Origin of the sequence: Burkholderia sp. BCC0506, assembly GCF_902833145.1 — a bacterium.
Lineage (GTDB): Bacteria > Pseudomonadota > Gammaproteobacteria > Burkholderiales > Burkholderiaceae > Burkholderia.
In genome coordinates, this window is sequence record NZ_CADFEN010000005.1 from 15,694 (window position 1) to 39,574 (window position 23,881).

Below are 23,881 nucleotides of genomic sequence, written 5' to 3' on the forward strand. Positions count from 1 at the left end.
CGAGAGGGTAATTTTGCTAACCGGTAAGTTTTCGAAACGAGTGATGTGCGCGCTGACCGTTGCGCTGGCCCTGGGCGCGGCAACGGTGCACGCACAGGACGTCGCCCGCATCGCGGCGGTCAATTCGGATCGGATTCTGCGCGAGTCGGCGCCCGCGAAGGCGGCGCAGACGAAGCTCGAAGCCGAGTTCGCGAAGCGTGACAAGGATCTGCAGGACCTGGCGGCACGTCTGAAGTCGATGTCCGATTCGCTGGACAAGAACGGCGCGTCGCTGTCGGCGGCCGATCGCGCGCAGAAGCAGCGCGATCTGGCGCAGCTCGACACCGACTTCCAGCGCAAGCAGCGCGAGTTCCGCGAAGACCTGAACCAGCGTCGCAACGAGGAACTGGCGGCCGTGCTGGACAAGGCGAACAAGGTCATCAAGCAGATCGCCGAGCAGCAGAATTACGATCTGATCGTGCAGGAAGCCGTGTACGTCAGCCCGCGCATCGACATCACCGACAAGGTGCTCAAGGCGCTCGCGTCCGGCTCGACGAACTGAACGGAGCAGACGACGAATGGCATTGACGCTCGAGGAACTCGTAAAGCGGTTCGGCGGCGAGATCGCCGGCGACGCACAGTGCAAGGTCGGCGGGCTCGCGCCGCTCGACCAGGCAGGCCCTCAGCAGCTCGCGTTCCTCGCGAACCCGAAGTACCTGTCGCAGGTCGAGTCGACCCGCGCCGGTGCGGTCCTGATCGCACCGAAGGATCTGGCAAAGCTGGGCGCGGCCGCCAACGGTCGCAATTTCATCGTCACGCCGAACCCGTACGCGTATTTCGCACGCGTCGCGCAGATGTTCATCGATCTCGCCACGCCGCCGCGTGCGGCCGGCGTGCATCCGAGCGCGACGATCGATCCGGCCGCGCAGGTCGCCGCGACCGCGGTGATCGGCCCGCACGTGACGATCGAGGCCGGCGCGGTGATCGAGGACGGCGTGCAGCTCGACGCGAACGTATTCGTCGGCCGCGGCACGACGATCGGCGCCGGCTCGCACTTCTATCCGAACGCATCGGTGTACCACGGCTGCAAGATCGGCCCGCGCGCGATCGTCCACGCGGGCGCCGTGATCGGTTCCGACGGCTTCGGCTTCGCACCGGATTTCGTCGGCGACGGCGACGCGCGCACCGGCAGCTGGGTCAAGATCCCGCAGGTCGGCGGCGTGACGATCGGCCCGGACGTCGAAATCGGCGCGAACACGACGATCGATCGCGGCGCGATGGCGGACACCGTCATCGAGGAATGCGTGAAGATCGACAACCAGGTGCAGATCGGCCACAACTGCCGGATCGGCGCGTATACGGTGATCGCCGGCAGCGCGGGCATCGCGGGCAGCACGACGATCGGCCGTCACTGCATGATCGGCGGCGCGGCCGGGATCGCCGGCCACGTGACGCTCGGCGACTATGTGATCATCACCGCGAAGTCGGGCGTATCGAAGTCGCTGCCGAAGGCCGGCATCTATACCAGCGCGTTCCCGGCCGTCGACCACGGCGAATGGAACAAGAGCGCCGCGCTCGTGCGCAACCTCGACAAGCTGCGCGAGCGCATCAAGGCGCTCGAAGCCGCGCTCGCCGCCCAGGGCGGCACCCACGCCTGAGCGCATCATGCGAGACCACGAACCGGGCACGGCCAGCGCAACCGGCCCGGTTTGCCAGACTGGGCCGCGCGGCGGCCCGCTTCAGCCTTTGCATCACCACCGCGCAGCTTCTGCGTGAGACGAACCATCATGAGCACTGAAAAAATCAATCTCGACATCCACAAGATCCTCACGCTGCTGCCGCATCGCTACCCGATTCTGCTCGTCGACCGCGTGCTCGAACTCGAGCCGCACAAAGGGATCAAAGCGCTGAAGAACGTGTCGATCAACGAGCCGTTCTTCCAGGGGCACTTCCCGAAGCGGCCGGTGATGCCGGGCGTGCTGATCCTCGAGGCGCTCGCCCAGGCCGCGGCGCTGCTGACGTTCGCGGAAGAGCAGCCGAAGGATCCGGAGAACACGCTGTATTACTTCGTCGGGATCGACGGCGCGCGCTTCAAGCGCGTGGTCGAACCGGGCGATCAGCTGATCCTGAACGTGACGTTCGAGCGCTACATCCGGGGCATCTGGAAGTTCAAGGCGGTGGCGGAAGTCGACGGCAAGGTCGCGGCGGAAGCCGAACTGATGTGCACGGTCAAGACGGCCGACGCGGCGCCCTGAGCGACGCGGCACGCATGGACAACATACCGCGAGCAACGCGACACATCATATCGAGAGGCAACGGCGCATGACCAGGATTCATCCTACCGCGATCGTCGAGCCGGGCGCGCAGATCGACGAATCGGTCGAGATCGGCCCGTACGCGATCGTCGGCCCGCACGTCACGATCGGCGCGCGCACGACCATCGGCTCGCACAGCGTGATCGAAGGCCACACGACGCTCGGCGAGGACAACCGCATCGGCCATTACGCATCGGTCGGCGGCCGTCCGCAGGACATGAAGTACAAGGACGAGCCGACGAAGCTCGTGATCGGCAACCGCAACACGATCCGCGAATTCACGACGATCCACACGGGCACCGTGCAGGACGCTGGCGTGACGACGCTCGGCGACGACAACTGGATCATGGCCTACGTGCACATCGGCCATGACTGCCGCGTCGGCAACAACGTGATCCTGTCGAGCAACGCGCAGATGGCCGGTCACGTCGAGATCGGCGACTTCGCGATCGTCGGCGGGATGTCGGGCGTGCACCAGTTCGTGCGCATCGGCGCGCACGCGATGCTGGGCGGCGCGTCGGCGCTCGTGCAGGACGTCCCGCCGTTCGTGATCGCGGCCGGCAACAAGGCCGAGCCGCACGGGATCAACGTCGAAGGGCTGCGCCGGCGCGGCTTCTCGGCCGACGCGATTTCGGCGCTGCGCAGCGCGTACCGCGTGCTGTACAAGAACAGCCTGTCGCTCGAGGAAGCGAAGGTGCAACTGCGCGAACTCGCGGAAGCGGGCGGCGACGGCGATGCGCCGGTGAAGGCGCTCGTCGAGTTCATCGACGCGTCGCAACGCGGCATCATCCGCTAAGCGATGCCGCTCCCGACCAATCAGCTCAGGCTTGCGATGGTGGCCGGCGAGCCGTCGGGCGATCTGCTCGCGGCGTCGCTGCTCGGCGGGCTGCGCGAGCGGCTGCCCGAATCGGCCCAGTATTACGGGATCGGCGGGCCGCGCATGCTCGCGCAGGGCTTCGACTCGCACTGGCAGATGGACAAGCTCACCGTGCGCGGCTATGTCGAGGCGCTGGGCCAGATTCCCGAGATCCTGCGGATTCGCGGCGAACTGAAGCGCCAGCTGCTCGCCGAGCGGCCGGACGCGTTCATCGGCGTCGATGCCCCCGATTTCAATTTCAACGTCGAGCAGGCCGCGCGCGACGCGGGCATCCCGTCGATCCACTTCGTGTGCCCGTCGATCTGGGCGTGGCGCGGCGGCCGGATCAAGAAGATCGCGAAGTCGGTCGATCACATGCTGTGCCTGTTCCCGTTCGAACCGGTGATTCTCGACAAGGCCGGCGTCGCATCGACGTACGTCGGCCATCCGCTGGCCGACGACATCCCGCTGGAACCCGACACGCACGGCGCGCGCATCGCGCTGGGTCTGCCGGCCGACGGCCCCGTGATCGCGGTGCTGCCGGGCAGCCGGCGCTCGGAGATCGCGCTGATCGGCCCGACGTTCTTTGCGGCGATGGCGCTGATGCAGCAGCGCGAACCCGGCGTGCGTTTCGTGATGCCGGCGGCGACGCCCGCGCTGCGCGAACTGCTGCAGCCGCTCGTCGACGCGCATCCGCAGCTCGCGCTGACGATCACCGACGGCCGCTCGCAGGTCGCGATGACGGCCGCCGACGCGATCCTCGTGAAGAGCGGTACCGTCACGCTGGAAGCCGCGCTGCTGAAGAAGCCGATGGTGATCTCGTACAAGGTGCCCTGGCTGACGGGGCAGATCATGCGCCGGCAGGGCTACCTGCCGTATGTCGGCTTGCCGAACATCCTGGCGGGGCGCTTCGTCGTGCCCGAGCTGCTGCAGCATTTCGCGACGCCCGAGGCGCTCGCCGATGCGACGCTCACGCAGCTGCGCGACGACGCGAACCGCCGCACGCTGACCGAAGTGTTTACCGAAATGCATCTTTCGCTGCGGCAGAACACGGCCGCGAAGGCCGCCGAGGCCGTCGTGCGCGTGCTCGAACAACGCAAGAGGCGCGCATGACGGCCGTCCGCGCACCGCGCCACCGCGCGTCGAGCGATATGCAGGGCGGTTTCGATTTCAGCCGCCCGGACGAGATCGTGTGCGGCGTCGACGAAGCCGGACGCGGCCCGCTCGCGGGGCCGGTCGTGGCCGCCGCGGTGATCCTCGATCCGGCGCGGCCGATCGACGGGCTCGACGATTCGAAAGCGCTGTCCGCGAAGAAGCGCGACATGCTGTACGACCTGATCGTCGCGCGTTCGCACGCGTATTGCGTCGCGTCGGCGAGCGTCGACGAGATCGATACGCTGAACATCCTGCACGCGACGATGCTCGCGATGAAGCGGGCCGTCGAAGGCCTGTCGGTACTGCCGACGCTTGCACAGATCGACGGCAACCGCTGTCCGACGCTGAGCGTGCGCGCCGAGGCGATCGTCAGCGGCGATGCGCTCGTGCCGAGCATCTCGGCCGCGTCGATCCTCGCGAAGGTCACGCGCGATCGCATGCTGGTCGACCTGCACGAACGCTTTCCGGTGTACGGCTTCAACGTGCACGCCGGTTACGGTACCCCGAAACATCTTGCCGCCCTGCGCGAACACGGCCCGTGCGAAGCGCATCGCCGCTCGTTCGCGCCGGTTCGCGAGGCGCTCGATCTGATTCGATGAAAAGCATCACTTCCCGCGACAACCCGCTGTACAAGCGCCTGAAGGCGCTTGCGGGTTCGACGCCCCATCAGCGCCGCAGCGGCCAGGCGCTGCTCGAAGGTTTCCATCTCGCGAGCGCGTATCTCGATACGGGCGCGACGCCCGAGCTGTGCGTCACGACCGAAGGGGCGCTCGGCCACGCCGAGGCGCAGGCGCTCGTCGCGCGCATCGACGCGCAGCGGATCGTCACGCTGCCGGACGCGCTGTTCGGGCAGTTGTCGAACGTCGTCAACGGCGTCGGCTTCCTGCTGCTGGTCGATCGGCCGGCGCAACCGCTGCCCGGGCGCGTCACGCATACGTCGGTCGTGCTCGACGGCGTGCAGGACGCGGGCAACGTCGGCTCGATCCTGCGCAGCGCGGCGGCGGCCGGCGTGCGTCACGTGTTCTGCGCGCCGGGAACGGCTTACGCGTGGTCGTCGAAGGTGCTGCGCTCGGGCATGGGCGCGCATTTCCTGCTGTCGATCCATGAGGACGTCGAAGCGGCGGCGCTTGCCGAACGCCTCGACGTACCGGTTGCGCTGACCGATTCGCACGGCGCGCGGGCGCTCTACGACTGCGACCTGTCGGGGCCCGTCGCGTGGGTGTTCGGCAACGAAGGCGCCGGCGTGTCGGCATTCTGGCGCGACGCGGCCACGCATCGCGTGACGATTCCGCAGCCGGGCGGGATGGAGTCGTTGAACGTTGCGGCGGCCGCCGCGGTGTGCCTGTTCGAGCAGGTGCGGCAGCAGCGGCCTGCGTGATGCCGCGCGCATCGTATTTGCCGTAAAACGAAACAAGGCCGCGTTTGACGCGGCCTTGTTGCTTTCGGCGCCCGCCGGACGGCCGCCGGCGCATCCGCGCTCAGTACGACTGCCGGTCGAGGCGGATTTCCTGCAGGATCGTCGTCGCGATTTCCTCGATCGACTTGTGCGTCGACGACAGCCACTTGATTCCCTCGCGGCGCATCATCGCTTCGGCTTCGTTGATCTCGTAGCGGCAGTTCTCGGGCGCCGCGTACTTGCTGCCGGGGCGGCGCTCGTTGCGGATCTCCGACAGGCGCTGCGGGTCGATCGACAGCCCGAACAGCTTCTCGCTGTACGGCGCCAGCGCCGACGGCAGCTTGCCGCGTTCGAAATCCTCCGGAATCAGCGGATAGTTGGCCGCCTTCACGCCGTACTGCATCGCGAGATACAGGCTCGTCGGCGTCTTGCCGCTGCGCGACACGCCGACGAGGATCACGTCGGCTTCCGACAGGTTGCGGTTCGACTGGCCGTCGTCGTGCGCGAGCGAGAAGTTGATCGCCTCGATTCGCGTCTTGTATTCCTCGGTGTCCGCGTTCTGGTGGCCGCGACCCATCGCGTGGCTCGACTTGAGCTCCAGTTCCTGCTCGAGCGGCTCGACGAAGCGCTGGAACATGTCGAGCACGAGCGCGTTCGAGCGTTTGACGATGTCGTTCGACTCGCTGTCGACGAGCGTCGTGAACACGATCGCGCGCCGGCCGTCGTGCACGGCGGCCTCGTTGATCTTCTCGACGGTCGCATAGGCCTTGTCGAGCGAGTCGACGAACGGCACGCGCACGAGGCGGAATTTCTGGTCGAACTGGGAGAGGATCGAATGCGCGAAGGTTTCGGCAGTGATCCCGGTGCCGTCGGAGACGATGAATACGGTAGGCAGCATGAATCTGGGCGTCGAGCGTGAAGGGCAGTTGCGCGGGCGGCTGGAGGCGAGCCTCCAGGCGCAGTGACAAGGTCGCGCCACATCCGGCAGCCGGCACGGTAGAATAGCGGCAACCTGTTGGATAAGCAATTGCGGGGGCAGGGCGCGAACGGCGCCCCGTGGCTGGGCCGCGCGATTCCGGAATTCCCGGCAAGTCTGGCGATTTGTCTGCAAATATCGCCCTTCTGCCGGGATTTTTGCAAATCGGGTCGGAAGATTTCCGCCGCTGCGAGTGTTTATCTAACAGGTTGCGCAAGACGCGCCGCGCCTTTTTGCAAGCGCCCGCGTTCGAGCCCACTTGCGCGATCGAGCATTTTTTTCACACTTAGGGGCTTGTATGACTAACGCAGCAAACGTCGCAAAGGACCAGGCGTATGTAATTCCGTTCGAGCAGTTGCGGATGACCGATGTGGAAATCGTGGGCGGCAAGAACGCGTCGCTCGGCGAGATGATCAGCCAGCTTTCCGAGGCAGGCGTTCGCGTACCCACCGGTTTCGCCACGACCGCGCTCGCGTTCCGCGATTTCCTCAAGCACAACGACCTCACCGATCGCATCGCCAAGCGTCTCGAGTCGCTCGACATCGACGACGTGAAGGCGCTCGCCGAAGCCGGTGCCGAAATCCGCAAGTGGATCGTCGACGCGCCGCTGCAGCCGCGTCTCGAGCAGGACATCCGCGCGCAGTTCGAAGTGCTCAAGAACGGTTCGCCGAGCGAGCTGTCGTTCGCCGTGCGCTCGTCCGCGACCGCGGAAGACCTGCCCGACGCATCGTTCGCCGGCCAGCAGGAGTCGTACCTGAACGTCGTCGGCATCGAGGACGTGCTCGATCGCATGAAGCACGTGTTCGCGTCGCTGTACAACGACCGCGCGATCTCGTACCGCGTGCACAAGGGCTTCACGCACGCCGAAGTCGCGCTGTCGGCCGGCGTGCAGCGCATGGTCCGCTCGGACGTCGGCGCGGCCGGCGTGATGTTCACGATCGATACCGAGTCGGGCTTCAAGGACGCCGTGTTCATCACGTCGAGCTACGGCCTGGGCGAAACCGTCGTGCAGGGCGCGGTGAACCCGGACGAGTTCTACGTGTTCAAGACGACGCTCGCGCAGGACAAGTACCCGATCATCCGCCGCTCGATCGGCTCGAAGCTGATCAAGATGGAATTCACGCAGCCGGGCGAGCCGGGTCGCGTGAAGACGGTCGACGTGCCGCACGAGCAGCGCAACCGCTATTCGATCACCGATGAGGACGTGATCGAGCTCGCGAAGTACGCGGTCATCATCGAGAAGCACTACCAGCGCCCGATGGACATCGAGTGGGGCAAGGACGGCCGCGACGGCAAGATCTTCATCCTGCAGGCACGTCCGGAAACGGTGAAGAGCCAGGCGAGCGGCAAGGCCGAGCAGCGCTTCAAGCTGAAGGGCCAGTCGCAGGTGCTCGCCACGGGCCGCGCGATCGGCCAGAAGATCGGCGCGGGCCCCGTGCGCGTGATCCAGGATCCGTCGGAAATGGAACGCGTGCAGCCGGGCGACGTGCTGGTGGCCGACATGACCGACCCGAACTGGGAGCCGGTGATGAAGCGTGCCGCGGCGATCGTCACGAACCGCGGCGGCCGTACCTGCCACGCGGCGATCATCGCGCGTGAGCTGGGCGTGCCGGCCGTCGTCGGCTGCGGCGATGCGACCGACGTGCTGAAGGACGGCGCGCTCGTCACCGTGTCGTGCGCGGAAGGCGACGAAGGCAAGATCTACGACGGGCTGCTCGAGACGGAAGTCACGGAAGTGCAGCGCGGCGAACTGCCGGAAATCCCGGTCAAGATCATGATGAACGTCGGCAACCCGCAGCTCGCGTTCGACTTCTCGCAACTGCCGAACGGCGGCGTGGGTCTCGCGCGTCTCGAGTTCATCATCAACAACAACATCGGCGTCCATCCGAAGGCGATTCTCGAGTACCCGAACATCGACCAGGACCTGAAGAAGGCGGTCGAGAGCGTCGCGCGCGGCCATGCGTCGCCGCGTCAGTTCTACGTCGACAAGCTGACGGAAGGCGTCGCGACGATCGCCGCGGCGTTCTATCCGAAGCCCGTGATCGTGCGTCTGTCCGACTTCAAGTCGAACGAGTACAAGAAGCTGATCGGCGGTTCGCGTTACGAGCCGGACGAGGAAAACCCGATGCTGGGCTTCCGCGGTGCGTCGCGCTACATCGCCGACGACTTCGCGCAGGCGTTCGAGATGGAATGCCGTGCACTGAAGCGCGTGCGTGACGAGATGGGCCTGACCAACGTCGAGATCATGGTGCCGTTCGTGCGGACCGTGAAGCAGGCGGAGCGCGTCGTCGGCCTGCTCGAGAAGTTCGGCCTGAAGCGCGGCGAAAACGGCCTGCGCCTCGTGATGATGTGCGAAGTCCCGACCAACGCGATCCTCGCCGAAGACTTCCTGCAGTTCTTCGACGGTTTCTCGATCGGCTCGAACGACCTCACGCAGCTCACGCTCGGCCTCGACCGCGACTCGGGCATGGAACTGCTGGCCGTCGACTTCGACGAGCGCGACCCGGCCGTCAAGTTCCTGCTCAAGCGTGCGATCGATACCTGCCGCAAGATGGGCAAGTACGTCGGGATCTGCGGCCAGGGCCCGTCCGATCACCCGGACTTCGCGCAGTGGCTCACCGACGAAGGCATCGTGTCGATCTCGCTGAACCCCGACACGATCATCGATACGTGGCAGGCGCTCGCCAACCGCAAGTAACGATCGGTCATGCAACTTCGTCGAAAGCGCGGTCCGCCGCGCTTTCGTTGAAGGCAAAATGCAAGGTTCGTGCTATAAACACCCCGGTAAGCACCGGGGTGTTTTTTTTCGTCGGTACGCGCAGGGCCCTCTCGAGCGTGACGACCGCTTCGCACAGCGGCGAGCGTAGCGAATATAGTGAGCCTCGGGGCGTTTTTTCTGGAGACCACAATGATGTCGGGGCATCTGTTCTGGTGGGTCGGAGTCGGCGTGCTGGTCGTCGCCGAACTGCTGACCGGCACGTTCTATCTGCTGATGATCGCGCTGGGTTTTCTCGCGGGCGGGTTGCTGCAACTGGCCGGTGTCGCGCCGCACGTGCAGATCGGCGCGGCCGCCGCGGTCGCGATCGTCGCGATGATCGTGCTGCGCCGTTCGGGGCTCGGCCGCAAGCAGAAGCGCGACACGTCGACGAATCCCGACGTCAATCTCGATATCGGCTCGACCGTTACGGTCGACGCGTGGCGCGACGGCCGCGCGCGCGTGCAGTATCGCGGTGCCGACTGGGACGTCGAGCTCGCGCACGGCGAGCGCGACGATGCGCACGTGTACCAGGTGAGCGCCGTGCGCGGCAATTGCCTCGTGGTCGTGGCGAAACCCGCGGGCTGATCGTCCGCCCATACAACAAGGAGGGAATACTTCATGGATTCGCTGATCATCTGGGTTATCCTGCTCGTCATCGCGATCGTGATCGTGTCGAAGACGGTGAAGATCGTGCCGCAGCAACATGCATGGGTGCTCGAACGCTTCGGGCGTTACCACGCGACGCTGTCGCCCGGCCTCAATATCGTGCTGCCGTTCGTCGATCGCATCGCGTACCGGCACGTGCTGAAGGAAATTCCGCTCGACGTGCCGAGCCAGATCTGTATCACGCGCGACAACACGCAGCTGCAGGTGGACGGCGTGCTGTACTTCCAGGTGACCGATCCGATGAAGGCGTCCTACGGGTCGAGCAACTTCGTGCTGGCGATCACGCAACTCGCGCAAACCACGCTGCGCTCGGTGGTCGGCAAGCTCGAACTCGACAAGACGTTCGAGGAGCGCGATTTCATCAACCACAACATCGTGTCGGCGCTCGACCAGGCCGCGGCGAACTGGGGCGTGAAGGTACTGCGCTACGAGATCAAGGACCTGACGCCGCCGAAGGAGATCCTGCATGCGATGCAGGCGCAGATCACCGCGGAGCGAGAAAAGCGTGCGCTGATCGCCGCATCCGAAGGCCGCAAGCAGGAGCAGATCAACCTCGCGTCCGGGGCGCGCGAAGCCGCGATCCAGAAGTCCGAAGGCGAGCGGCAGGCCGCGATCAACCAGGCGCAGGGCGAAGCCGCCGCGATCCTGGCGGTGGCGGAGGCGAACGCGCAGGCGATCCAGAAGATCGCGAGCGCGATCCAGTCGCAAGGCGGGATGGATGCGGTGAACCTGAAGGTCGCCGAGCAGTATGTCGGCGCGTTCGCGAATCTCGCGAAGCAGGGCAACACGCTGATCGTGCCGTCGAACCTGTCGGATCTCGGCACCGCGATTGCGTCGGCGCTGACGATCGTCAAGAACGCGGGCGCGGCGTCTGGCGCGAAGGGCTGAGCCCGATGATCGATGCGCGTGCGGCTGCCGCGTGCGCATCGCCGTGCGGCGAATCGTCGCGCGGCCGGGCGACCGGCCGGCGCGATCCAGGGAATCCAAAACGACACGGCCCGCTTCGAGCGGGCCGTGTCGTTTGCGATGAACGCCGTGCGTGTCAGGTGCCGGCGCGCATGATGCGCGCCTTCTCGCGTTCCCAGTCGCGCTTCTTCTCGGTTTCGCGCTTGTCGTGCAGCTTCTTGCCCTTCGCGAGCGCGATGTCGCACTTCACGCGGCCGCCCTTGTAGTGGAAGTTCAGCGGCACGAGCGTGTAGCCGCGCTGCTCGACCTTGCCGATCAGCTTCTTGATTTCCTCACGGTGCAGCAGCAGCTTGCGCGTGCGAACCGGGTCGGGCTTGATGTGCGTCGAAGCTTCGGGCAGCGGGCTGATATGGGTACCGATCAGGAAGATCTCGGCGTTCTTCACCACGACGTAGCCTTCCTTGATCTGGCCGCGCCCGGCGCGCAGCGCCTTGACTTCCCAGCCCTCGAGCACGAGCCCCGCCTCGTAGCGTTCCTCGATGTGATAATCGAAGTGCGCTTTCCTGTTGTCGATGATGCTCATGAAAGGATCGGGCCAACTCGTTTAAAATCACGATTTTAGCAAAGCGGGGCGGGAATCGCCCGGCTTGGCGTTTCCACCTTCAGCGATGCCGCGCGATTTATGGCAGATGTCCAGAAAACCGTATTGATCCGCCATTCGGCGGAACAGATGTTCGACCTCGTCACCGACGTGGCCGACTACCCCAATTTCCTGCCCTGGTGCGGCGGTGTCGAGGTTCGCCGTCAGGACGAGAGCGGAATGGAAGCGCGCATCGACATCAACTTCAAGGGCATCAAGCAGCATTTCGCGACGCGCAACACGCAGCAGCGTCCGACGCGGATCGACATGGAGTTCGCGGACGGGCCGTTCAAGAAGTTCACGGGTTCGTGGCGCTTCATCCCGCTGCGCGCCGATGCGTGCAAGATCGAATTCGCGTTGCACTACGAGTTTTCGAGCATCCTGCTCGAGAAGATCATCGGGCCGGTGTTCAGCCACATCGCGAACACGTTCGTCGATTCGTTCGTGAAGCGCGCCGACCAGCGCTACGGAAAGGGGTGACGCGATGCTGTCGATCGAAGTCTGCTACGCGCTGCCGGACCGCCAGACGCTGATCCCGGTGTCGCTGCCCGAAGGGGCGACCGTGCGCTCGGCGATCGACGCGAGCGGCGTGCTCGCGCTGCACCCGGAGATCGATCTCGCGCACGCGAAGACCGGCGTGTACGGGAAGCTCGCGCCGCTCGACGCGCCGCTCGTCGATCACGACCGCGTCGAGATCTACCGTCCGCTGATCGTCGATCCGAAGCTCGCGCGCCAGCGGCGCGTCGACAAGTCCCGCCGCGAGGGCTCGATCGAGGGCCGCAAGTGGATGCACAAGGACGCGCGCTGACGCGCGTTCCGTTCCGACCGATCCGATCAAACGCCGCGGCGCTCAGTGGGCCGCGGCGTTTGCGTTCGTGCGCGCGTTGCCCGGCGTGTCGCCGTGCCGTCGCACCGAGCCGTACACGCCGGCAAGCAGCAGCACGAGCGCGGCGATTTCGAGTGCGTGCGGCATACGCCGGTCGTACACGAACGCGTACAGCATCGCGAACACGGTTTCGAACACGATCAGCTGGCCGGACAGCGTGAGCGGCAGCCGCTTCGACGCGGCATTCCACAGCCCGTTGCCGAGCCACGACGCGCCGATCGCGAGCACGAGGTTCAGCAGCCAGAACAACTGCCAGCGCGATGCCGGCACGGCCGCCTGCACGGTGCCGGCGGGCAGCGCGAGGATCGCCAGCCAGCAGAGCGCACCGACGAGGCCGGTCACGACACCCCACAGCACCGACCATTCGTTGCCGCCGAAGCGATGATGGCGCTGCAGGTAGCGCGTGTTCGCCACCGCATACCAGGTCCAGCTTGCGAGCGCGCCCGCCGCGCACGCGACGCCCGCGAGCTTCCGGCCGAGCGTCGTGGCGTGCGCGGCTTCGGACGTAAACAGGTCGACGTTGATGCAGACGATGCCCGCGATCACGAGCGCCAGCGGGGCGGCGAGCCGCCGCAGCGGCACGGCGCCGTGATCCGCGAGGCCCGCGAGGGTGACGGTCACGGGCAGCACGCCGACGATCAGCGAGCTGGGCGCGATGCCGATCAGGTGCACGGCGCCGGACAGCAGCATGTAATACGCGACGTTGCCGACGACGGCGAGCTTCACCAGCGCGACGAGATCCTCGCGGGTCAGCCGCGCGAGCAGCGAGCGGGCGGCGGGCAGGGCGGCCGCGAGCGACACGAGGCCGTACATCGCGTAGCGGCCGGCGCTCAGCAGCAGCGGCGAGAAATCGGTCAGCAGCCGCGGAACGAGAAACACCATGCCCCACAGGGCGCCTGCCAGGACACCGTACACCACGCCGCGCCGCATCGACCGCTCCGAACGAATGACTGAAGTGCGCGCATCTTAGCGATGCCGTCGCGGCGGCGTCTTGTTCAATCCTGCACTCGCGGCATGGTTCGACGCATCGAGCGGCTTCGACGGGCAGCGAATCAATCCTCGACCGGATCGGATGCCGCTTCCGTGCCGTCGGCTGCGGCACGGGCGCGCGCCGGGCGGCGCACGGCGCGCAGCTTGCCGCTGTTGCCGCCGCCGCAGTAGAAGCGGTCGTGACCGTCGGATTCGAGGCCCGACACGCCGACGCCGGCCGGCATGTCGATCTGCTCGAGCACCTCGCCGGAGCGCGGATCGATGCGTCGCAGGTCGCTCTGGTCGGCTTCCCACGTGCCGTGCCACAGCTCGCCGTCGACCCACGTCACGCCGGTGACGAAGCGGTTCGATTCGATCGTGCGCAGCACGGCGCCCGAGTGCGGATCCACCTGATGAATCTTGCGTTCGCGGTACTGGCCGACCCACAGCGTGCCTTCGGCCCACGCGAGCCCCGAATCGGCGCCCCCGCCGGGCGCCGGGATCGTCGCGAGCACGCGGCCCGATTCGGGATCGATCTTCTCGATGCGGTCCTCGACGATCTGGAACAGGTGGCGGCCGTCGAACGCGGTGCCCGCGTGCGCGGCGACGTCGAGCGAACGGACGGTCGTGCCGCGCTCGGGATCGAGCGCATTCAGCTTGTCGCCGGACGCGTACCACACGTGCCGCCCGTCGAACGTGACGCCGTGCACGCCGTCGACGCCCGGAAACGGGCCGTACTCGCGAAGGATGTCTGCCGTGGAGCGTTTCATGTTCGTCACCTCGTCGTTCGATGAGGCCATCCTAATCTCCCGGCAGCGCAACCGGGAGTAACAAGGTCGTCGCGAATCCGGGCAGCGGCGGCGTCATCCAGCGGCGCGCGCGTCCGCGGCCGAGCGCCTGCACCTTGCCGGTTTCCGCGAGCGAATCGAGCGCGCGCTGCACGGTGCGCTGGCTGGCGCCGAGCGCGAGCCCCAGCGCGGAGCTCGACCACGCTTCGCCGTCGGCGAGGAGCGCGAGCACGGCCGCGTGGCGATCGTCGACCGGGCGCGCGAGGACGACGGTTTCGCGCACGCCGAGCGGTTCGAGCGCGAAGCCGCGCGGCGTCGCGACGACGTTCGCGAGCGGGCGCAGCACCGCGCGCAGCCGGCCGATCTCGACGCGCAGCCGCGCGCGGTGCGATTCGTCGGCCTGTTTCGCGCGGAACGCGGCGGCGACGAGCGCGTTTCTCGACACGTCGGCCGGCCACGCCTCGCCGAGCGCACGGGCGAGCACGAACAGCACCGGACGCCGCGCGAGCGATACGGTCGTGCGCGCATCGCGCACCGTGTGGCGGCACGCGTCGACGACAAGCGCATTCGACTCGAACAGCGTCTCGACTTCGTCGAGCGGCACGAGCCGCGACGTACCGCGCGCGATGAGCCGCGCGGCCGGTGCGTCGAGCACGCGCGCGGCGGTGTCGACCTCGGCGGTCAGCGCGGCGATGCCGGCGGCGCGGGCGGCGGTTCGCGCACGGGCAAGCGCCGCCCGGGCCGCGTGCGTGCGGATGCGGCGCATCGCGATGCCGGCCGCGATCAATTCATGGGCGGCGCGCGACGCGGGCGGCAGCGGCGCGGGATCGAGATGCGCGAGCAGCCGCTCGGCCTCGTCGAGATGGCCGATCAGCAGCAACCGGCGCACGCCGAGATAGCGGGCATGCGCGGCGTTCGCGCGGTCGCCGTGCGCGTCGAGCGCCGCGCACGCCGCATCGAGCCCGCGCGTCGGCCAGCGCAGGTCGCGCGACGCGAGCGCGATCTCGGCTTCCGCGACGACGCAGCGCGCCCGCGCGACCGCCTCCTTCGCACCGAATGCACGGGCGGCGCCGCGCACGAGCGCGCGCGCACGTTCGAAATCGCCCAGTTGCGCCAGCGCGATCCCGCGCAGCGCGAGCGCCGGCGCATCGTCGCGCAGCGCGACGCGGTTCAGCGCGCCGAGCGCGTCACCGGCCGCGAGCGCGCGCGCGGCCGCCGTGATCAGCGAATCCATCCGAATCCCGACACACTTGTCACTCCCTGCGGTCCGATGTCCGCCACTAATCTAGCACCACGCACACGGCCCCGTACGCCGTGCCCGGATACCCATCGGAAGGAGGAACCTGCCATGACGACCCATCTCACCGGAACCCGCGACGAATGGCTGGCCGCACGCCGCGCGCTGCTCGACGCGGAAAAGGCGCTGACGCGGCAAAGCGACGAACTCGCGCGGCGGCGCCAGGCGCTGCCGTGGGTGCGCGTCGAGAAGACCTACCGGTTCGATACCGAGGCAGGGCAGGCGACGCTCGACGACCTGTTTCGCGGCCGTTCGCAACTGCTCGTCTATCACTTCATGTTCGGCCCCGACTACAAGGCGGGCTGCCCGTCGTGCTCGGCGCTCGCCGACGGCTTCGACGGCTTTGCCGTGCATCTGGCGCACCACGACGTGACGCTCGCAGCCGTGTCGCGCGCGCCGCTCGCGAAACTGCTCGCGTACCGGCAGCGGATGGGCTGGACGTTCCCGTGGGCGTCGTCGGTCGGCAGCGATTTCAACTTCGACTTCAACGTGTCGTTCACCGAAACGCAGCGGCGCGCGGGCGACGTCGAATACAACTATGCGCGGGCCGGCCATGCGATGGACATGGATCCGCCGCCGGCGCCCGTCGTGCAGTTCGCGGCCACGTGCGGTACCGACGCCGTCACCTATTCGCTCGACCGGCCGGGGATGAGCGCATTCGTGCGCGAGGACGGCGCCGTCTATCACACGTATTCGACGTACGCGCGCGGCCTCGACGGATTGTGGGGGATGTACCAGTGGCTCGATCGCGCGCCGCGCGGTCGCAACGAGGCCGGCCCGTGGTGGCGCCGTCACGACGAGTACGCGCGCGGCTGAGCGGGCCGGCGACGGGCGGGAGCGCGCGATGACGCGAACGACGACCGGGCCGAAAACCGGCGAGACGGCCCCCGATCCGCGGGCATTCGGCGTGGCGGTCGCGGCCGCGTTCGCGGTCGCCGCGCTGGCGTTGCTGGCGCAGCACGCATCGATGGCCGCAATGGGCGACGAACCGATGTCCGGCGGCTGGATGGCCTCGGCCGCATGGCTGCGGCCGTGCGGGCAGGGCGCCGGGCGCGCATTCGCGGCGTTCGCCGGAATGTGGGGCGCGATGACGGTGACGATGATGCTGCCCGTGCTCGCGCCGCAGCTCTGGCATTACCGGCTGCGCATCGGCCCGCGGCCGGCGCGGTCGGCGTGGCTCGTCGTCGTCGCGGGGGCCGGATATTTCGCGGTCTGGATCGCGCTCGGGGCGCTCGTGTTTCCGGCCGGCGCGGCATTGACGACGGCCGCCGCCCGGCTGCCGGCACTGGCCCGGGCGATGCCGTTCGCGGCCGGCGTCGTCGTGCTGGCCGCGGGCGCGCTGCAATTCTCCGGGTGGAAGGCGCGCCGGCTCGCGTGCTGCCGGCACGCGGCGGCGCACGGTGGGCACGTGCCGCGGGCGGCGGCCGTTACGGCATGGCGGTACGGCGTGCATGCCGCGATCCGATGCGGCGCGTGTTGCGGGAACCTGATGGCCGTCGCGCTGGCGGCCGGCATGATGGATCTGCGCGTGATGGCCGCCGTGACGGTGGCCATCGCCGCCGAACGCGTGGCGCCGGCCGGCGGCCGCGTCGCGCGAATCGTCGGTTGTGGGGCGGTGGCGGGCGGCATCGCGATGATCGTGCGCGCGGTCGGGCTGACGTGAGCCGGGGCAGGCAAAAGCCGCTGCGGAGGCGGTCCCGGGCCGCGTGCGGCCGCCGCTGTCACGCCCGTGTGGCTTCGCCGCGACACGGCCACCTGCCGTCCGGCCGCCGGTTGTGCGAATGGCCCGACGCGGCAGCGAAACGAAAAACGATCGAAAACGAACCGAACGGCGATCCGAACGATTCGGCCCCCCAACGGCCGAAACCGGCTAAGCCGTTGTTCGTGTTGTGAAAATTCACGGCGCTTCGCGTATAATTCGCTTTTGCGCCCATAGGATTTGCCATGCGTCTGATCCAAAAAGCACTCACTTTCGATGACGTGCTCCTCGTTCCCGCCTTCTCCGACGTTCTCCCGCGCGACACCAGCCTCAAGACCAAGCTGACCCGCAACATCTCCCTGAACATGCCGCTCGTGTCCGCCGCGATGGACACGGTCACCGAAGGTCGCCTCGCGATCGCGATGGCCCAGCAGGGTGGCGTCGGTATCGTCCACAAGAACCTCACGCCGGCCGAACAGGCGCGCGAAGTCGCGAAGGTCAAGCGTTTCGAGTCGGGCGTCGTCCGCGACCCGATCACGGTGCCGCCGCAAATGAAGGTGCGCGACGTGATCGCGCTGTCGCGCCAGCATGGCATCTCGGGCTTCCCGGTCGTCGAAGGCCCGCAGCTCGTCGGCATCGTCACGAACCGCGACCTGCGTTTCGAAACGCGCCTCGACGAGCCGGTCAAGTCGATCATGACGCCGCGCGAGCGCCTCGTCACGGTCAAGGAAGGCACGCCGCTCGCCGAAGCGAAGGCGCTGATGCACAGCCACCGCCTCGAGCGCGTGCTGGTCGTCAACGACGCGTTCGAACTGCGCGGCCTGATGACCGTCAAGGACATCACGAAGCAGACCGAGCACCCGGATGCGTGCAAGGACGAACACGGCAAGCTGCGCGCCGGCGCGGCGGTCGGCGTCGGTCCGGACAACGAAGAGCGCGTCGAGCTGCTGGTGCAGGCGGGCGTCGACGTGATCGTCGTCGATACCGCGCACGGCCACAGCAAGGGCGTGCTCGAGCGCGTGCGCTGGGTCAAGCAGAACTTCCCGCACGTCGAGGTGATCGGCGGCAACATCGCGACGGCCGCCGCCGCGAAGGCGCTCGTCGAATATGGCGCGGACGCGGTCAAGGTCGGCATCGGCCCGGGCTCGATCTGCACGACGCGGATCGTCGCGGGTGTCGGCGTGCCGCAGATCAGCGCGATCGCGAACGTCGCGGAAGCGCTGAAGGGCACCGGCGTGCCGTGCATCGCCGACGGCGGCGTGCGCTTCTCGGGCGACGTGTCGAAGGCCCTCGCGGCCGGCGCGAACGCGGTGATGATGGGCAGCATGTTCGCGGGCACCGAAGAGGCGCCGGGCGACGTGTTCCTGTACCAGGGCCGCCAGTACAAGTCGTATCGCGGCATGGGTTCGGTCGGCGCGATGAAGGACGGCGCGGCGGACCGCTACTTCCAGGACAACTCGGCGAACATCGACAAGCTCGTGCCGGAAGGCATCGAAGGCCGCGTCGCGTACAAGGGTTCGGTCAACGCGATCCTGTTCCAGCTGGTCGGCGGTGTGCGCGCGAGCATGGGCTACTGCGGCTGCCGCACGATCGACGAGCTGCACGAGAAGGCCGAATTCGTCCAGATCACCGCGGCGGGCATGCGCGAGTCGCACGTGCACGACGTGCAGATCACGAAGGAAGCACCGAACTACCACGTGGACTGATCGCCGATGAAACCGCTGCTGCGAGCCGTGCTGATCGTCGACGCCGTGCTGCTGCTGACGTTCGGCGTGCTGTTCGTGCTGACGCCCTGGCAGGCGCTGTTCGACGCGCTGCAACTGGCGAACGTCCAGCCGGCGATGCTCGGCCAGGCGTTCGGCATCGCGCTGCTCGGGCTCGCGTGGCTCGCGTTTCATGCGGCGTTCAACGGCGACCTCACGGCACCCGTCGCACGGGCGGTCGGCCATGTGAACTGGCTGACCGGCGTGCTGACGGTCGTGTGGTCGATCGGCACCGGCAGCGGGCCCGCGCTCGCGGCCGCCGGCCGGGTGCTGTCGGCGGTGGCCGGGGTCGCGCTGATCGTGCTCGGCCTCGGCGGCGTGCGGCTCGCATCGGCCGTGCGCCGGCGCGAGAAGGCGCAGGCGCTCGAGGGCCGGGACGCGAGGCGTCCGGTCGAACCGGCGCCGGTCGCCGCGCCGCAGCCGCGGGTCGAGCCGGTCGTCAGCCGTCCGGTGGCGCCGTCGGCGCCGGCCGCGGCTGCGCCATCGGCCGCCTCCGACCGCGCGTCGGGCAGCGTCGCATTCGACGCGCGCCCGCCGTCGCAGGATTGACCGGCGATGCGTCGCGCGTGCCGCCTGCCGCCCGACGCCGCTGTCCATGCTTTTGACGCAGCGCTTCACGCGCTGCTTTTCTTATTCTCTTCATCCCGTCCGCAGCCATGCACGACAAAATCCTGATTCTCGACTTCGGTTCGCAAGTCACCCAACTGATCGCGCGCCGCGTGCGTGAAGCGCACGTCTACTGCGAAATCCATCCGAACGATGTGTCCGACGACTTCGTCCGCGAGTTCGCGCCGAAGGCGGTGATCCTGTCGGGCAGCCACGCGAGCACGTACGAAGACCACCAGCTGCGCGCGCCGCAGGCCGTGTGGGATCTCGGCGTGCCGGTGCTCGGCATCTGCTACGGGATGCAGACGATGGCCGTGCAGCTCGGCGGCAAGGTCGAGTGGAGCGACCATCGCGAATTCGGCTACGCGGAAATGCGGGCGCACGGCCATACGCGCCTGCTCGACGGCATCGAGGATTTCACGACGGCCGAAGGCCACGGGATGCTGAAGGTCTGGATGAGCCACGGCGACAAGGTCACCGAATTGCCGCCGGGTTTCGCGCTGATGGCGTCGACGCCGAGCTGCCCGATCGCCGGCATGGCCGACGAGGCGCGCGGCTACTACGCGGTGCAGTTCCACCCGGAAGTCACGCACACGGTGAAGGGCCGCCAGATCATCGAACGTTTCGTGCTGCAGATCGCCGGCGCGAAGCCTGACTGGATCATGAAGAACCACATCGAGGAAGCCGTCGCGAAGATCCGCGAGCAGGTCGGTGACGAGGAAGTGATTCTCGGCCTGTCGGGCGGCGTCGATTCGAGCGTCGCGGCCGCGCTGATCCATCGGGCGATCGGCGATCAGCTGACCTGCGTGTTCGTCGACCACGGCCTGCTGCGCCTGAACGAAGGCAAGATGGTGCTCGACATGTTCGAGGGACGTCTGCATGCGAAGGTCGTGCACGTCGATGCGTCCGACCAGTTCCTCGGCCACCTGGCCGGCGTGACCGATCCGGAAGCGAAGCGCAAGATCATCGGCCGCGAGTTCGTCGAGGTGTTCCAGGCCGAGGCGAAGAAGCTGTCGAAGGCGAAGTGGCTCGCGCAGGGCACGATCTACCCGGACGTGGTCGAATCGGGCGGCACGAAGACGAAGAAGGCGACGACGATCAAGAGTCACCACAACGTCGGCGGCTTGCCGGAAACGCTCGGCCTGAAGCTGCTCGAGCCGCTGCGCGACCTGTTCAAGGACGAAGTGCGCGAGCTGGGCGTCGCGCTCGGCCTGCCGCCGGAGATGGTGTACCGCCATCCGTTCCCGGGCCCGGGCCTCGGCGTGCGGATCCTCGGCGAAGTGAAGCGCGAGTATGCGGACCTGCTGCGCCGCGCGGACGCGATCTTCATCGAGGAGTTGCGCGGCACGATCGCGACCGCGCAGGATGCGGCGGCCGGCCTGTGCGGCGAGGCCGATGTCGGCAAGAGCTGGTACGACCTGACGAGCCAGGCGTTCGCGGTGTTCCTGCCGGTCAAGTCGGTCGGCGTGATGGGCGATGGCCGGACGTACGACTACGTGACGTCGCTGCGCGCGGTGCAGACGACCGACTTCATGACCGCGCACTGGGCGCACCTGCCGTACGCGCTGCTCGGCCGTGCGTCGAACCGGATCATCAACGAGGTGCGCGGGATCAACCGGGTCGTGTACGACATCTCGGGCAAGCCGCCGGCGACGATCGAGTGGGAGTGATCTAGACCGTTCCCAAGTCGTTTCGGGAGTACCGTTTTTTCCTGTTTTTCCGTTTAAAGACAGGGAGTATTGTCCGTCAGGATCCGCAGCGATCCGTGCAATATGCCAAGGGGAAATGTCGGTACCGCTGGCGGTATCGACGTTCCTTCCTCGGACGACCTTGTCCGATACCGTCACGTCGTGTTGACGGTATCGGCCGACGGTATACGTTCGAGGAGGTTCTATGCTCGCAGACACGCAACTGCGTGCCCTCTAGCCGGCTGGGAAAATCTACAAGATTGCCAATCAGCGTGGACTATATGCAGCGGTGATGCCATCGAGGAGTGCGCCGACAAAGCGAATCCAGGCAACGTATTCCTGATGATGCGATTGGCGATTCGGTTATGCAGGCGAGACGGATTGACTAGCGAAAATTAATTGATTTTCACTAAACTTGCACTGAGGTGAAAGGGGCGCAAGGCATCGTCGTCTTATTGGTGACGCTTTGAGCTCGACCGCGACGGGGCCGACCGCACGGCATTCGGGTGCGGTTCCGAAATTTCGGATTGCCGTGGCAGGGGTGGCGACATTAAAAATACATGTGCCATCGCAGCGAATTTCTTGAAGCGCGACGCCGCGGAGCGATTTGAAAAGGAATTGATAATCGTTTAAGTCGTCTCGGCAGGCAAGCGAATGTCGATCAGGGTATGTGCGGAGGCATAAGGGCGGCGACGTAGTTGCTAGTACATATTGTGTAGACTAATATCCTCCTCGCATCGGTCAGTTTGTCGATTTAAATTGGACGACCTTGATGCAACGCGTGCCAATCCGTTGTTTTCGTTTTGTAAGGAAATGAATCTCCCATGGCCGAGAAGCGCCTCGGAGGCGTCGTCAACGGTGTGATGCATCGTGCCGATGCGGGAGGCGATCTGCTGTATCTGCAGCCTGCGCAAGAAAGCGACCGTGTGTTCCTGCGCACCGTATTCGAAAGCACGCGGATCGACGAGTTTGCGCAGGCCGGTTTGAGCGCGGATCGCATCGCGGCATTGCTGGTCGAGCAGTTTTCGATGCAGGACAGGTATTACCGAGCGCACTATCCGCATTGCCGGTTCGACGTGGTCATGCTCGGCGAGCATGCGATCGGTCGCCTCTATCACGATTGGCAGGGCAGCGAAGTGCGCGTGATCGATATCGCGCTGCTGCCTGCGCATCGCGGGGCCGGGATCGGCACGCGGCTCGTGCAGGCGATCGTATCGCTGGCAGCCGCCAGGGCGATGTCGGTCGTGCTCTACGTGGAAATGAACAACCCGGTCCGGGCGCTGTATGGGCGGTGTGGATTCGAGCAGACCGGCGAGAACGGGATCTACCTGCAGATGACGCGTCCTGCCGTGCCGTTCGACCGGGCGAACGTGAGGCCAGTGCCAGGCCTCGCGACTGAAGGCAAGCAGGCAGCGAGCAGTACGGACGTCAGGCAGTAACAACGAAAGACCGCAGCCGGCCGAGCCGGCTACCGGTACAACGAACGAATAACGATCGGGGGCGTGCTTGCTGTCCATCCCTACCCATGCCGAATTGCGCGACGCGATCGGGCAACGGTTCACGTTTGGCGCCGCCTGCGGCGACCCCGTCGACGCTGTACTCCTCGATGCACCGTCCGGCCTCCCGATGAATGACCAGTTCGTCTGTTACTCGGCAACGTTCGCGTTGCCCGCCGGTGTGCATTGTTCGCAGGACGTGTATCGCATCGTATCGCCGGCCGGCCATGCGTGGGCGCTCCTCGCGACACCGACGCGGCCCACCGAGGACGGATGCTCGACGCTCACCATCGTCGTGCACTGTCGTGTCGATCAATTTGCCGGGACCGCCGGCCCGGGCAGCGACACGTAGGGTTTTCTTCTTTTCCCGCAAGAGAGGAGGCGTGTGATGAGTGATCCGTATCTGGGTGAAATCCGCATGGTGGGGTTCAACTTTGCTCCCTACGGATGGGCATTGTGCCAGGGCGAGGTATTGGCGATTTCCCAAAACCAGGCGCTGTTCTCGTTGCTTGGCACGTACTACGGCGGTAACGGCACGACGACGTTTCAGTTGCCGGATCTGCGCAGCCGCACACCGGTTGGAACCGGGCAGGGAACGGGACTGTCCGCGGTCGAAATAGGTCAGATCGGCGGTACGGAAAACGCGTCGCTGACGACGCAGAACATGCCGCTCCATACGCACGTCGCGACGGTCTCGACCACCGGCGCCGCGCAGGGATCGATCTCGATCCCTGCGTCGACTTCGACGGACACGAGCACGCAAAGCGCGGCGCCCGGCAATACGTCGGTGCTGGGAACGGTCAGCGTGGCGAATCGCCAGGGCGACCTTTACAGCACGGCGGCTGCCGATACGACGCTGAAGCCGTTCGACGTGACCTTGCCGGTTACGGCGCCGACGATCCAGAACGGCCCGGCCGGCGGCAGTACGCCGTTCTCGCTGCGCAACCCGTATATCGGCATCAATTTCATCATTGCGCTGGCCGGCGCATTCCCGTCGCGGGGCTGACCGGTAAAGTGCGCGTGCCGCGCGAGCGGCACGCAA

25 protein-coding genes are annotated in these 23,881 nt (G+C 66.8%); 20 read left to right on the plus strand and 5 right to left on the minus strand.

The genetic code is table 11. The features are described from left to right. The first annotated feature begins 43 nt into the window (after window positions 1–43). From HWX62_RS12615 to HWX62_RS12645, 7 genes are all read left to right on the plus strand, one after another. Window positions 44–541, plus strand: coding sequence for an OmpH family outer membrane protein (locus HWX62_RS12615; protein WP_175928782.1), 498 nt, complete (start codon window positions 44–46; stop codon window positions 539–541). Window positions 542–557: 16 nt separating this feature from the next. Continuing rightward, on the plus strand, window positions 558–1,637 hold the full coding sequence (gene lpxD / locus HWX62_RS12620; protein WP_175928783.1) for a UDP-3-O-(3-hydroxymyristoyl)glucosamine N-acyltransferase: 1,080 nt from the start codon (window positions 558–560) through the stop codon (window positions 1,635–1,637). Between the two features lie 129 nt (window positions 1,638–1,766). Continuing rightward, complete coding sequence (fabZ, locus tag HWX62_RS12625; protein ID WP_006495559.1) at window positions 1,767–2,234, plus strand: 3-hydroxyacyl-ACP dehydratase FabZ; 468 nt, start codon at window positions 1,767–1,769, stop codon at window positions 2,232–2,234. A gap of 67 nt (window positions 2,235–2,301) precedes the next feature. Continuing rightward, window positions 2,302–3,090: an acyl-ACP--UDP-N-acetylglucosamine O-acyltransferase gene (gene lpxA / locus HWX62_RS12630; RefSeq protein WP_175928784.1), complete on the plus strand. Its 789-nt coding sequence runs from the start codon at window positions 2,302–2,304 to the stop codon at window positions 3,088–3,090. A 3-nt stretch (window positions 3,091–3,093) separates the two neighbouring features. Beyond that, window positions 3,094–4,263, plus strand: coding sequence for a lipid-A-disaccharide synthase (gene lpxB, locus HWX62_RS12635; RefSeq protein ID WP_175928785.1), 1,170 nt, complete (start codon window positions 3,094–3,096; stop codon window positions 4,261–4,263). Next, window positions 4,260–4,904 carry a ribonuclease HII gene (rnhB, locus tag HWX62_RS12640; protein ID WP_175928786.1) on the plus strand — a complete coding sequence of 215 codons (645 nt, stop codon included), beginning with the start codon at window positions 4,260–4,262 and terminating at the stop codon, window positions 4,902–4,904. The genes lpxB and rnhB overlap by 4 nt, the downstream gene beginning before the upstream one ends. Continuing rightward, window positions 4,901–5,683 carry an RNA methyltransferase gene (locus tag HWX62_RS12645; protein ID WP_175928787.1) on the plus strand — a complete coding sequence of 261 codons (783 nt, stop codon included), beginning with the start codon at window positions 4,901–4,903 and terminating at the stop codon, window positions 5,681–5,683. The genes rnhB and HWX62_RS12645 overlap by 4 nt, the downstream gene beginning before the upstream one ends. 100 nt (window positions 5,684–5,783) lie before the next feature. On the opposite strand, the gene HWX62_RS12650 is transcribed toward HWX62_RS12645, so the two are convergent. After that, the gene (locus HWX62_RS12650; RefSeq protein ID WP_011549549.1) at window positions 5,784–6,599 is read right to left on the minus strand and encodes a pyruvate, water dikinase regulatory protein; all 816 of its coding nucleotides are present in this window, start codon (window positions 6,597–6,599) and stop codon (window positions 5,784–5,786) included. 376 nt (window positions 6,600–6,975) lie between these two features. On the opposite strand from HWX62_RS12650, the gene ppsA reads away from it, so the two are divergent. The 3 genes from ppsA to HWX62_RS12665 all read left to right on the plus strand — a co-directional run bounded on the left by ppsA (window position 6,976) and on the right by HWX62_RS12665 (window position 10,989). Continuing rightward, window positions 6,976–9,375: a phosphoenolpyruvate synthase gene (ppsA, locus tag HWX62_RS12655; RefSeq protein WP_175928788.1), complete on the plus strand. Its 2,400-nt coding sequence runs from the start codon at window positions 6,976–6,978 to the stop codon at window positions 9,373–9,375. A gap of 210 nt (window positions 9,376–9,585) precedes the next feature. Further along, on the plus strand, window positions 9,586–10,020 hold the full coding sequence (locus tag HWX62_RS12660; protein WP_175928789.1) for an NfeD family protein: 435 nt from the start codon (window positions 9,586–9,588) through the stop codon (window positions 10,018–10,020). Between the two features lie 33 nt (window positions 10,021–10,053). After that, window positions 10,054–10,989 (plus strand): SPFH domain-containing protein, encoded by a 936-nt coding sequence (locus tag HWX62_RS12665; RefSeq protein WP_175928790.1) that lies wholly within the window; start codon window positions 10,054–10,056, stop codon window positions 10,987–10,989. 154 nt (window positions 10,990–11,143) lie between these two features. On the opposite strand, the gene smpB is transcribed toward HWX62_RS12665, so the two are convergent. Continuing rightward, window positions 11,144–11,590 carry an SsrA-binding protein SmpB gene (gene smpB, locus HWX62_RS12670; protein ID WP_006478511.1) on the minus strand — a complete coding sequence of 149 codons (447 nt, stop codon included), beginning with the start codon at window positions 11,588–11,590 and terminating at the stop codon, window positions 11,144–11,146. Window positions 11,591–11,689: 99 nt separating this feature from the next. Between smpB and HWX62_RS12675 the strand changes: the two genes are divergently transcribed. Both HWX62_RS12675 and HWX62_RS12680 read left to right on the plus strand, forming a co-directional pair. Beyond that, the gene (locus HWX62_RS12675) at window positions 11,690–12,127 is read left to right on the plus strand and encodes a type II toxin-antitoxin system RatA family toxin (RefSeq protein ID WP_006478512.1); all 438 of its coding nucleotides are present in this window, start codon (window positions 11,690–11,692) and stop codon (window positions 12,125–12,127) included. A 4-nt stretch (window positions 12,128–12,131) separates the two neighbouring features. Beyond that, window positions 12,132–12,455, plus strand: coding sequence for an RnfH family protein (locus HWX62_RS12680; RefSeq protein ID WP_175928792.1), 324 nt, complete (start codon window positions 12,132–12,134; stop codon window positions 12,453–12,455). Window positions 12,456–12,497: 42 nt separating this feature from the next. Here the strand turns inward: HWX62_RS12680 and HWX62_RS12685 are convergent, their stop codons facing one another. The 3 genes from HWX62_RS12685 to HWX62_RS12695 form a co-directional block, all read right to left on the minus strand. Next, on the minus strand, window positions 12,498–13,463 hold the full coding sequence (locus HWX62_RS12685) for a DMT family transporter (protein WP_175928793.1): 966 nt from the start codon (window positions 13,461–13,463) through the stop codon (window positions 12,498–12,500). A 122-nt stretch (window positions 13,464–13,585) separates the two neighbouring features. Next, a complete protein-coding gene (locus HWX62_RS12690) occupies window positions 13,586–14,272 on the minus strand; it encodes a glutamine cyclotransferase (RefSeq protein ID WP_175928794.1) in 687 nt (228 codons plus the stop codon). A 31-nt stretch (window positions 14,273–14,303) separates the two neighbouring features. Next, entirely contained in the window at window positions 14,304–15,524 is a 1,221-nt protein-coding gene (locus HWX62_RS12695; protein WP_175928795.1) for a helix-turn-helix domain-containing protein, read from the minus strand. Window positions 15,525–15,638: 114 nt separating this feature from the next. On the opposite strand from HWX62_RS12695, the gene HWX62_RS12700 reads away from it, so the two are divergent. The 8 genes from HWX62_RS12700 to HWX62_RS12735 all read left to right on the plus strand — a co-directional run bounded on the left by HWX62_RS12700 (window position 15,639) and on the right by HWX62_RS12735 (window position 23,845). Beyond that, complete coding sequence (locus tag HWX62_RS12700; RefSeq protein WP_175928796.1) at window positions 15,639–16,403, plus strand: DUF899 domain-containing protein; 765 nt, start codon at window positions 15,639–15,641, stop codon at window positions 16,401–16,403. 28 nt (window positions 16,404–16,431) lie between these two features. Continuing rightward, window positions 16,432–17,250, plus strand: coding sequence for a DUF2182 domain-containing protein (locus HWX62_RS12705; RefSeq protein WP_175928797.1), 819 nt, complete (start codon window positions 16,432–16,434; stop codon window positions 17,248–17,250). A gap of 281 nt (window positions 17,251–17,531) precedes the next feature. Continuing rightward, on the plus strand, window positions 17,532–18,992 hold the full coding sequence (gene guaB, locus HWX62_RS12710; protein ID WP_034207642.1) for an IMP dehydrogenase: 1,461 nt from the start codon (window positions 17,532–17,534) through the stop codon (window positions 18,990–18,992). Window positions 18,993–18,998: 6 nt separating this feature from the next. Further along, complete coding sequence (locus HWX62_RS12715) at window positions 18,999–19,598, plus strand: hypothetical protein (RefSeq protein WP_175928798.1); 600 nt, start codon at window positions 18,999–19,001, stop codon at window positions 19,596–19,598. A 107-nt stretch (window positions 19,599–19,705) separates the two neighbouring features. Next, window positions 19,706–21,325, plus strand: a complete 1,620-nt coding sequence (gene guaA, locus HWX62_RS12720) for a glutamine-hydrolyzing GMP synthase (protein WP_175928799.1) — start codon at window positions 19,706–19,708, stop codon at window positions 21,323–21,325. 842 nt (window positions 21,326–22,167) lie between these two features. After that, entirely contained in the window at window positions 22,168–22,782 is a 615-nt protein-coding gene (locus HWX62_RS12725) for a GNAT family N-acetyltransferase (protein ID WP_175928856.1), read from the plus strand. 67 nt (window positions 22,783–22,849) lie between these two features. Next, window positions 22,850–23,191, plus strand: coding sequence for a hypothetical protein (locus HWX62_RS12730; protein WP_175928857.1), 342 nt, complete (start codon window positions 22,850–22,852; stop codon window positions 23,189–23,191). Between the two features lie 36 nt (window positions 23,192–23,227). Beyond that, window positions 23,228–23,845, plus strand: coding sequence for a tail fiber protein (locus tag HWX62_RS12735; RefSeq protein WP_175928858.1), 618 nt, complete (start codon window positions 23,228–23,230; stop codon window positions 23,843–23,845). The last annotated feature ends 36 nt before the right edge of the window (window positions 23,846–23,881 follow it).

Excerpts from the sequence above, each read along its gene's own strand:
- HWX62_RS12615 (WP_175928782.1), top strand. The coding sequence starts at position 44 with ATGTGCGCGCTGACCGTTGCGCTGGCCCTGGGCGCGGCAACGGTGCAC.
- lpxD (WP_175928783.1), top strand. The coding sequence starts at position 558 with ATGGCATTGACGCTCGAGGAACTCGTAAAGCGGTTCGGCGGCGAGATC.
- fabZ (WP_006495559.1), top strand. The coding sequence starts at position 1,767 with ATGAGCACTGAAAAAATCAATCTCGACATCCACAAGATCCTCACGCTG.
- lpxA (WP_175928784.1), top strand. The coding sequence starts at position 2,302 with ATGACCAGGATTCATCCTACCGCGATCGTCGAGCCGGGCGCGCAGATC.
- lpxB (WP_175928785.1), top strand. The coding sequence starts at position 3,094 with ATGCCGCTCCCGACCAATCAGCTCAGGCTTGCGATGGTGGCCGGCGAG.
- rnhB (WP_175928786.1), top strand. The coding sequence starts at position 4,260 with ATGACGGCCGTCCGCGCACCGCGCCACCGCGCGTCGAGCGATATGCAG.
- HWX62_RS12645 (WP_175928787.1), top strand. The coding sequence starts at position 4,901 with ATGAAAAGCATCACTTCCCGCGACAACCCGCTGTACAAGCGCCTGAAG.
- HWX62_RS12650 (WP_011549549.1), bottom strand. The coding sequence starts at position 6,599 with ATGCTGCCTACCGTATTCATCGTCTCCGACGGCACCGGGATCACTGCC.
- ppsA (WP_175928788.1), top strand. The coding sequence starts at position 6,976 with ATGACTAACGCAGCAAACGTCGCAAAGGACCAGGCGTATGTAATTCCG.
- HWX62_RS12660 (WP_175928789.1), top strand. The coding sequence starts at position 9,586 with ATGATGTCGGGGCATCTGTTCTGGTGGGTCGGAGTCGGCGTGCTGGTC.
- HWX62_RS12665 (WP_175928790.1), top strand. The coding sequence starts at position 10,054 with ATGGATTCGCTGATCATCTGGGTTATCCTGCTCGTCATCGCGATCGTG.
- smpB (WP_006478511.1), bottom strand. The coding sequence starts at position 11,590 with ATGAGCATCATCGACAACAGGAAAGCGCACTTCGATTATCACATCGAG.
- HWX62_RS12675 (WP_006478512.1), top strand. The coding sequence starts at position 11,690 with ATGGCAGATGTCCAGAAAACCGTATTGATCCGCCATTCGGCGGAACAG.
- HWX62_RS12680 (WP_175928792.1), top strand. The coding sequence starts at position 12,132 with ATGCTGTCGATCGAAGTCTGCTACGCGCTGCCGGACCGCCAGACGCTG.
- HWX62_RS12685 (WP_175928793.1), bottom strand. The coding sequence starts at position 13,463 with ATGCGGCGCGGCGTGGTGTACGGTGTCCTGGCAGGCGCCCTGTGGGGC.
- HWX62_RS12690 (WP_175928794.1), bottom strand. The coding sequence starts at position 14,272 with ATGAAACGCTCCACGGCAGACATCCTTCGCGAGTACGGCCCGTTTCCG.
- HWX62_RS12695 (WP_175928795.1), bottom strand. The coding sequence starts at position 15,524 with ATGGATTCGCTGATCACGGCGGCCGCGCGCGCGCTCGCGGCCGGTGAC.
- HWX62_RS12700 (WP_175928796.1), top strand. The coding sequence starts at position 15,639 with ATGACGACCCATCTCACCGGAACCCGCGACGAATGGCTGGCCGCACGC.
- HWX62_RS12705 (WP_175928797.1), top strand. The coding sequence starts at position 16,432 with ATGACGCGAACGACGACCGGGCCGAAAACCGGCGAGACGGCCCCCGAT.
- guaB (WP_034207642.1), top strand. The coding sequence starts at position 17,532 with ATGCGTCTGATCCAAAAAGCACTCACTTTCGATGACGTGCTCCTCGTT.
- HWX62_RS12715 (WP_175928798.1), top strand. The coding sequence starts at position 18,999 with ATGAAACCGCTGCTGCGAGCCGTGCTGATCGTCGACGCCGTGCTGCTG.
- guaA (WP_175928799.1), top strand. The coding sequence starts at position 19,706 with ATGCACGACAAAATCCTGATTCTCGACTTCGGTTCGCAAGTCACCCAA.
- HWX62_RS12725 (WP_175928856.1), top strand. The coding sequence starts at position 22,168 with ATGGCCGAGAAGCGCCTCGGAGGCGTCGTCAACGGTGTGATGCATCGT.
- HWX62_RS12735 (WP_175928858.1), top strand. The coding sequence starts at position 23,228 with ATGAGTGATCCGTATCTGGGTGAAATCCGCATGGTGGGGTTCAACTTT.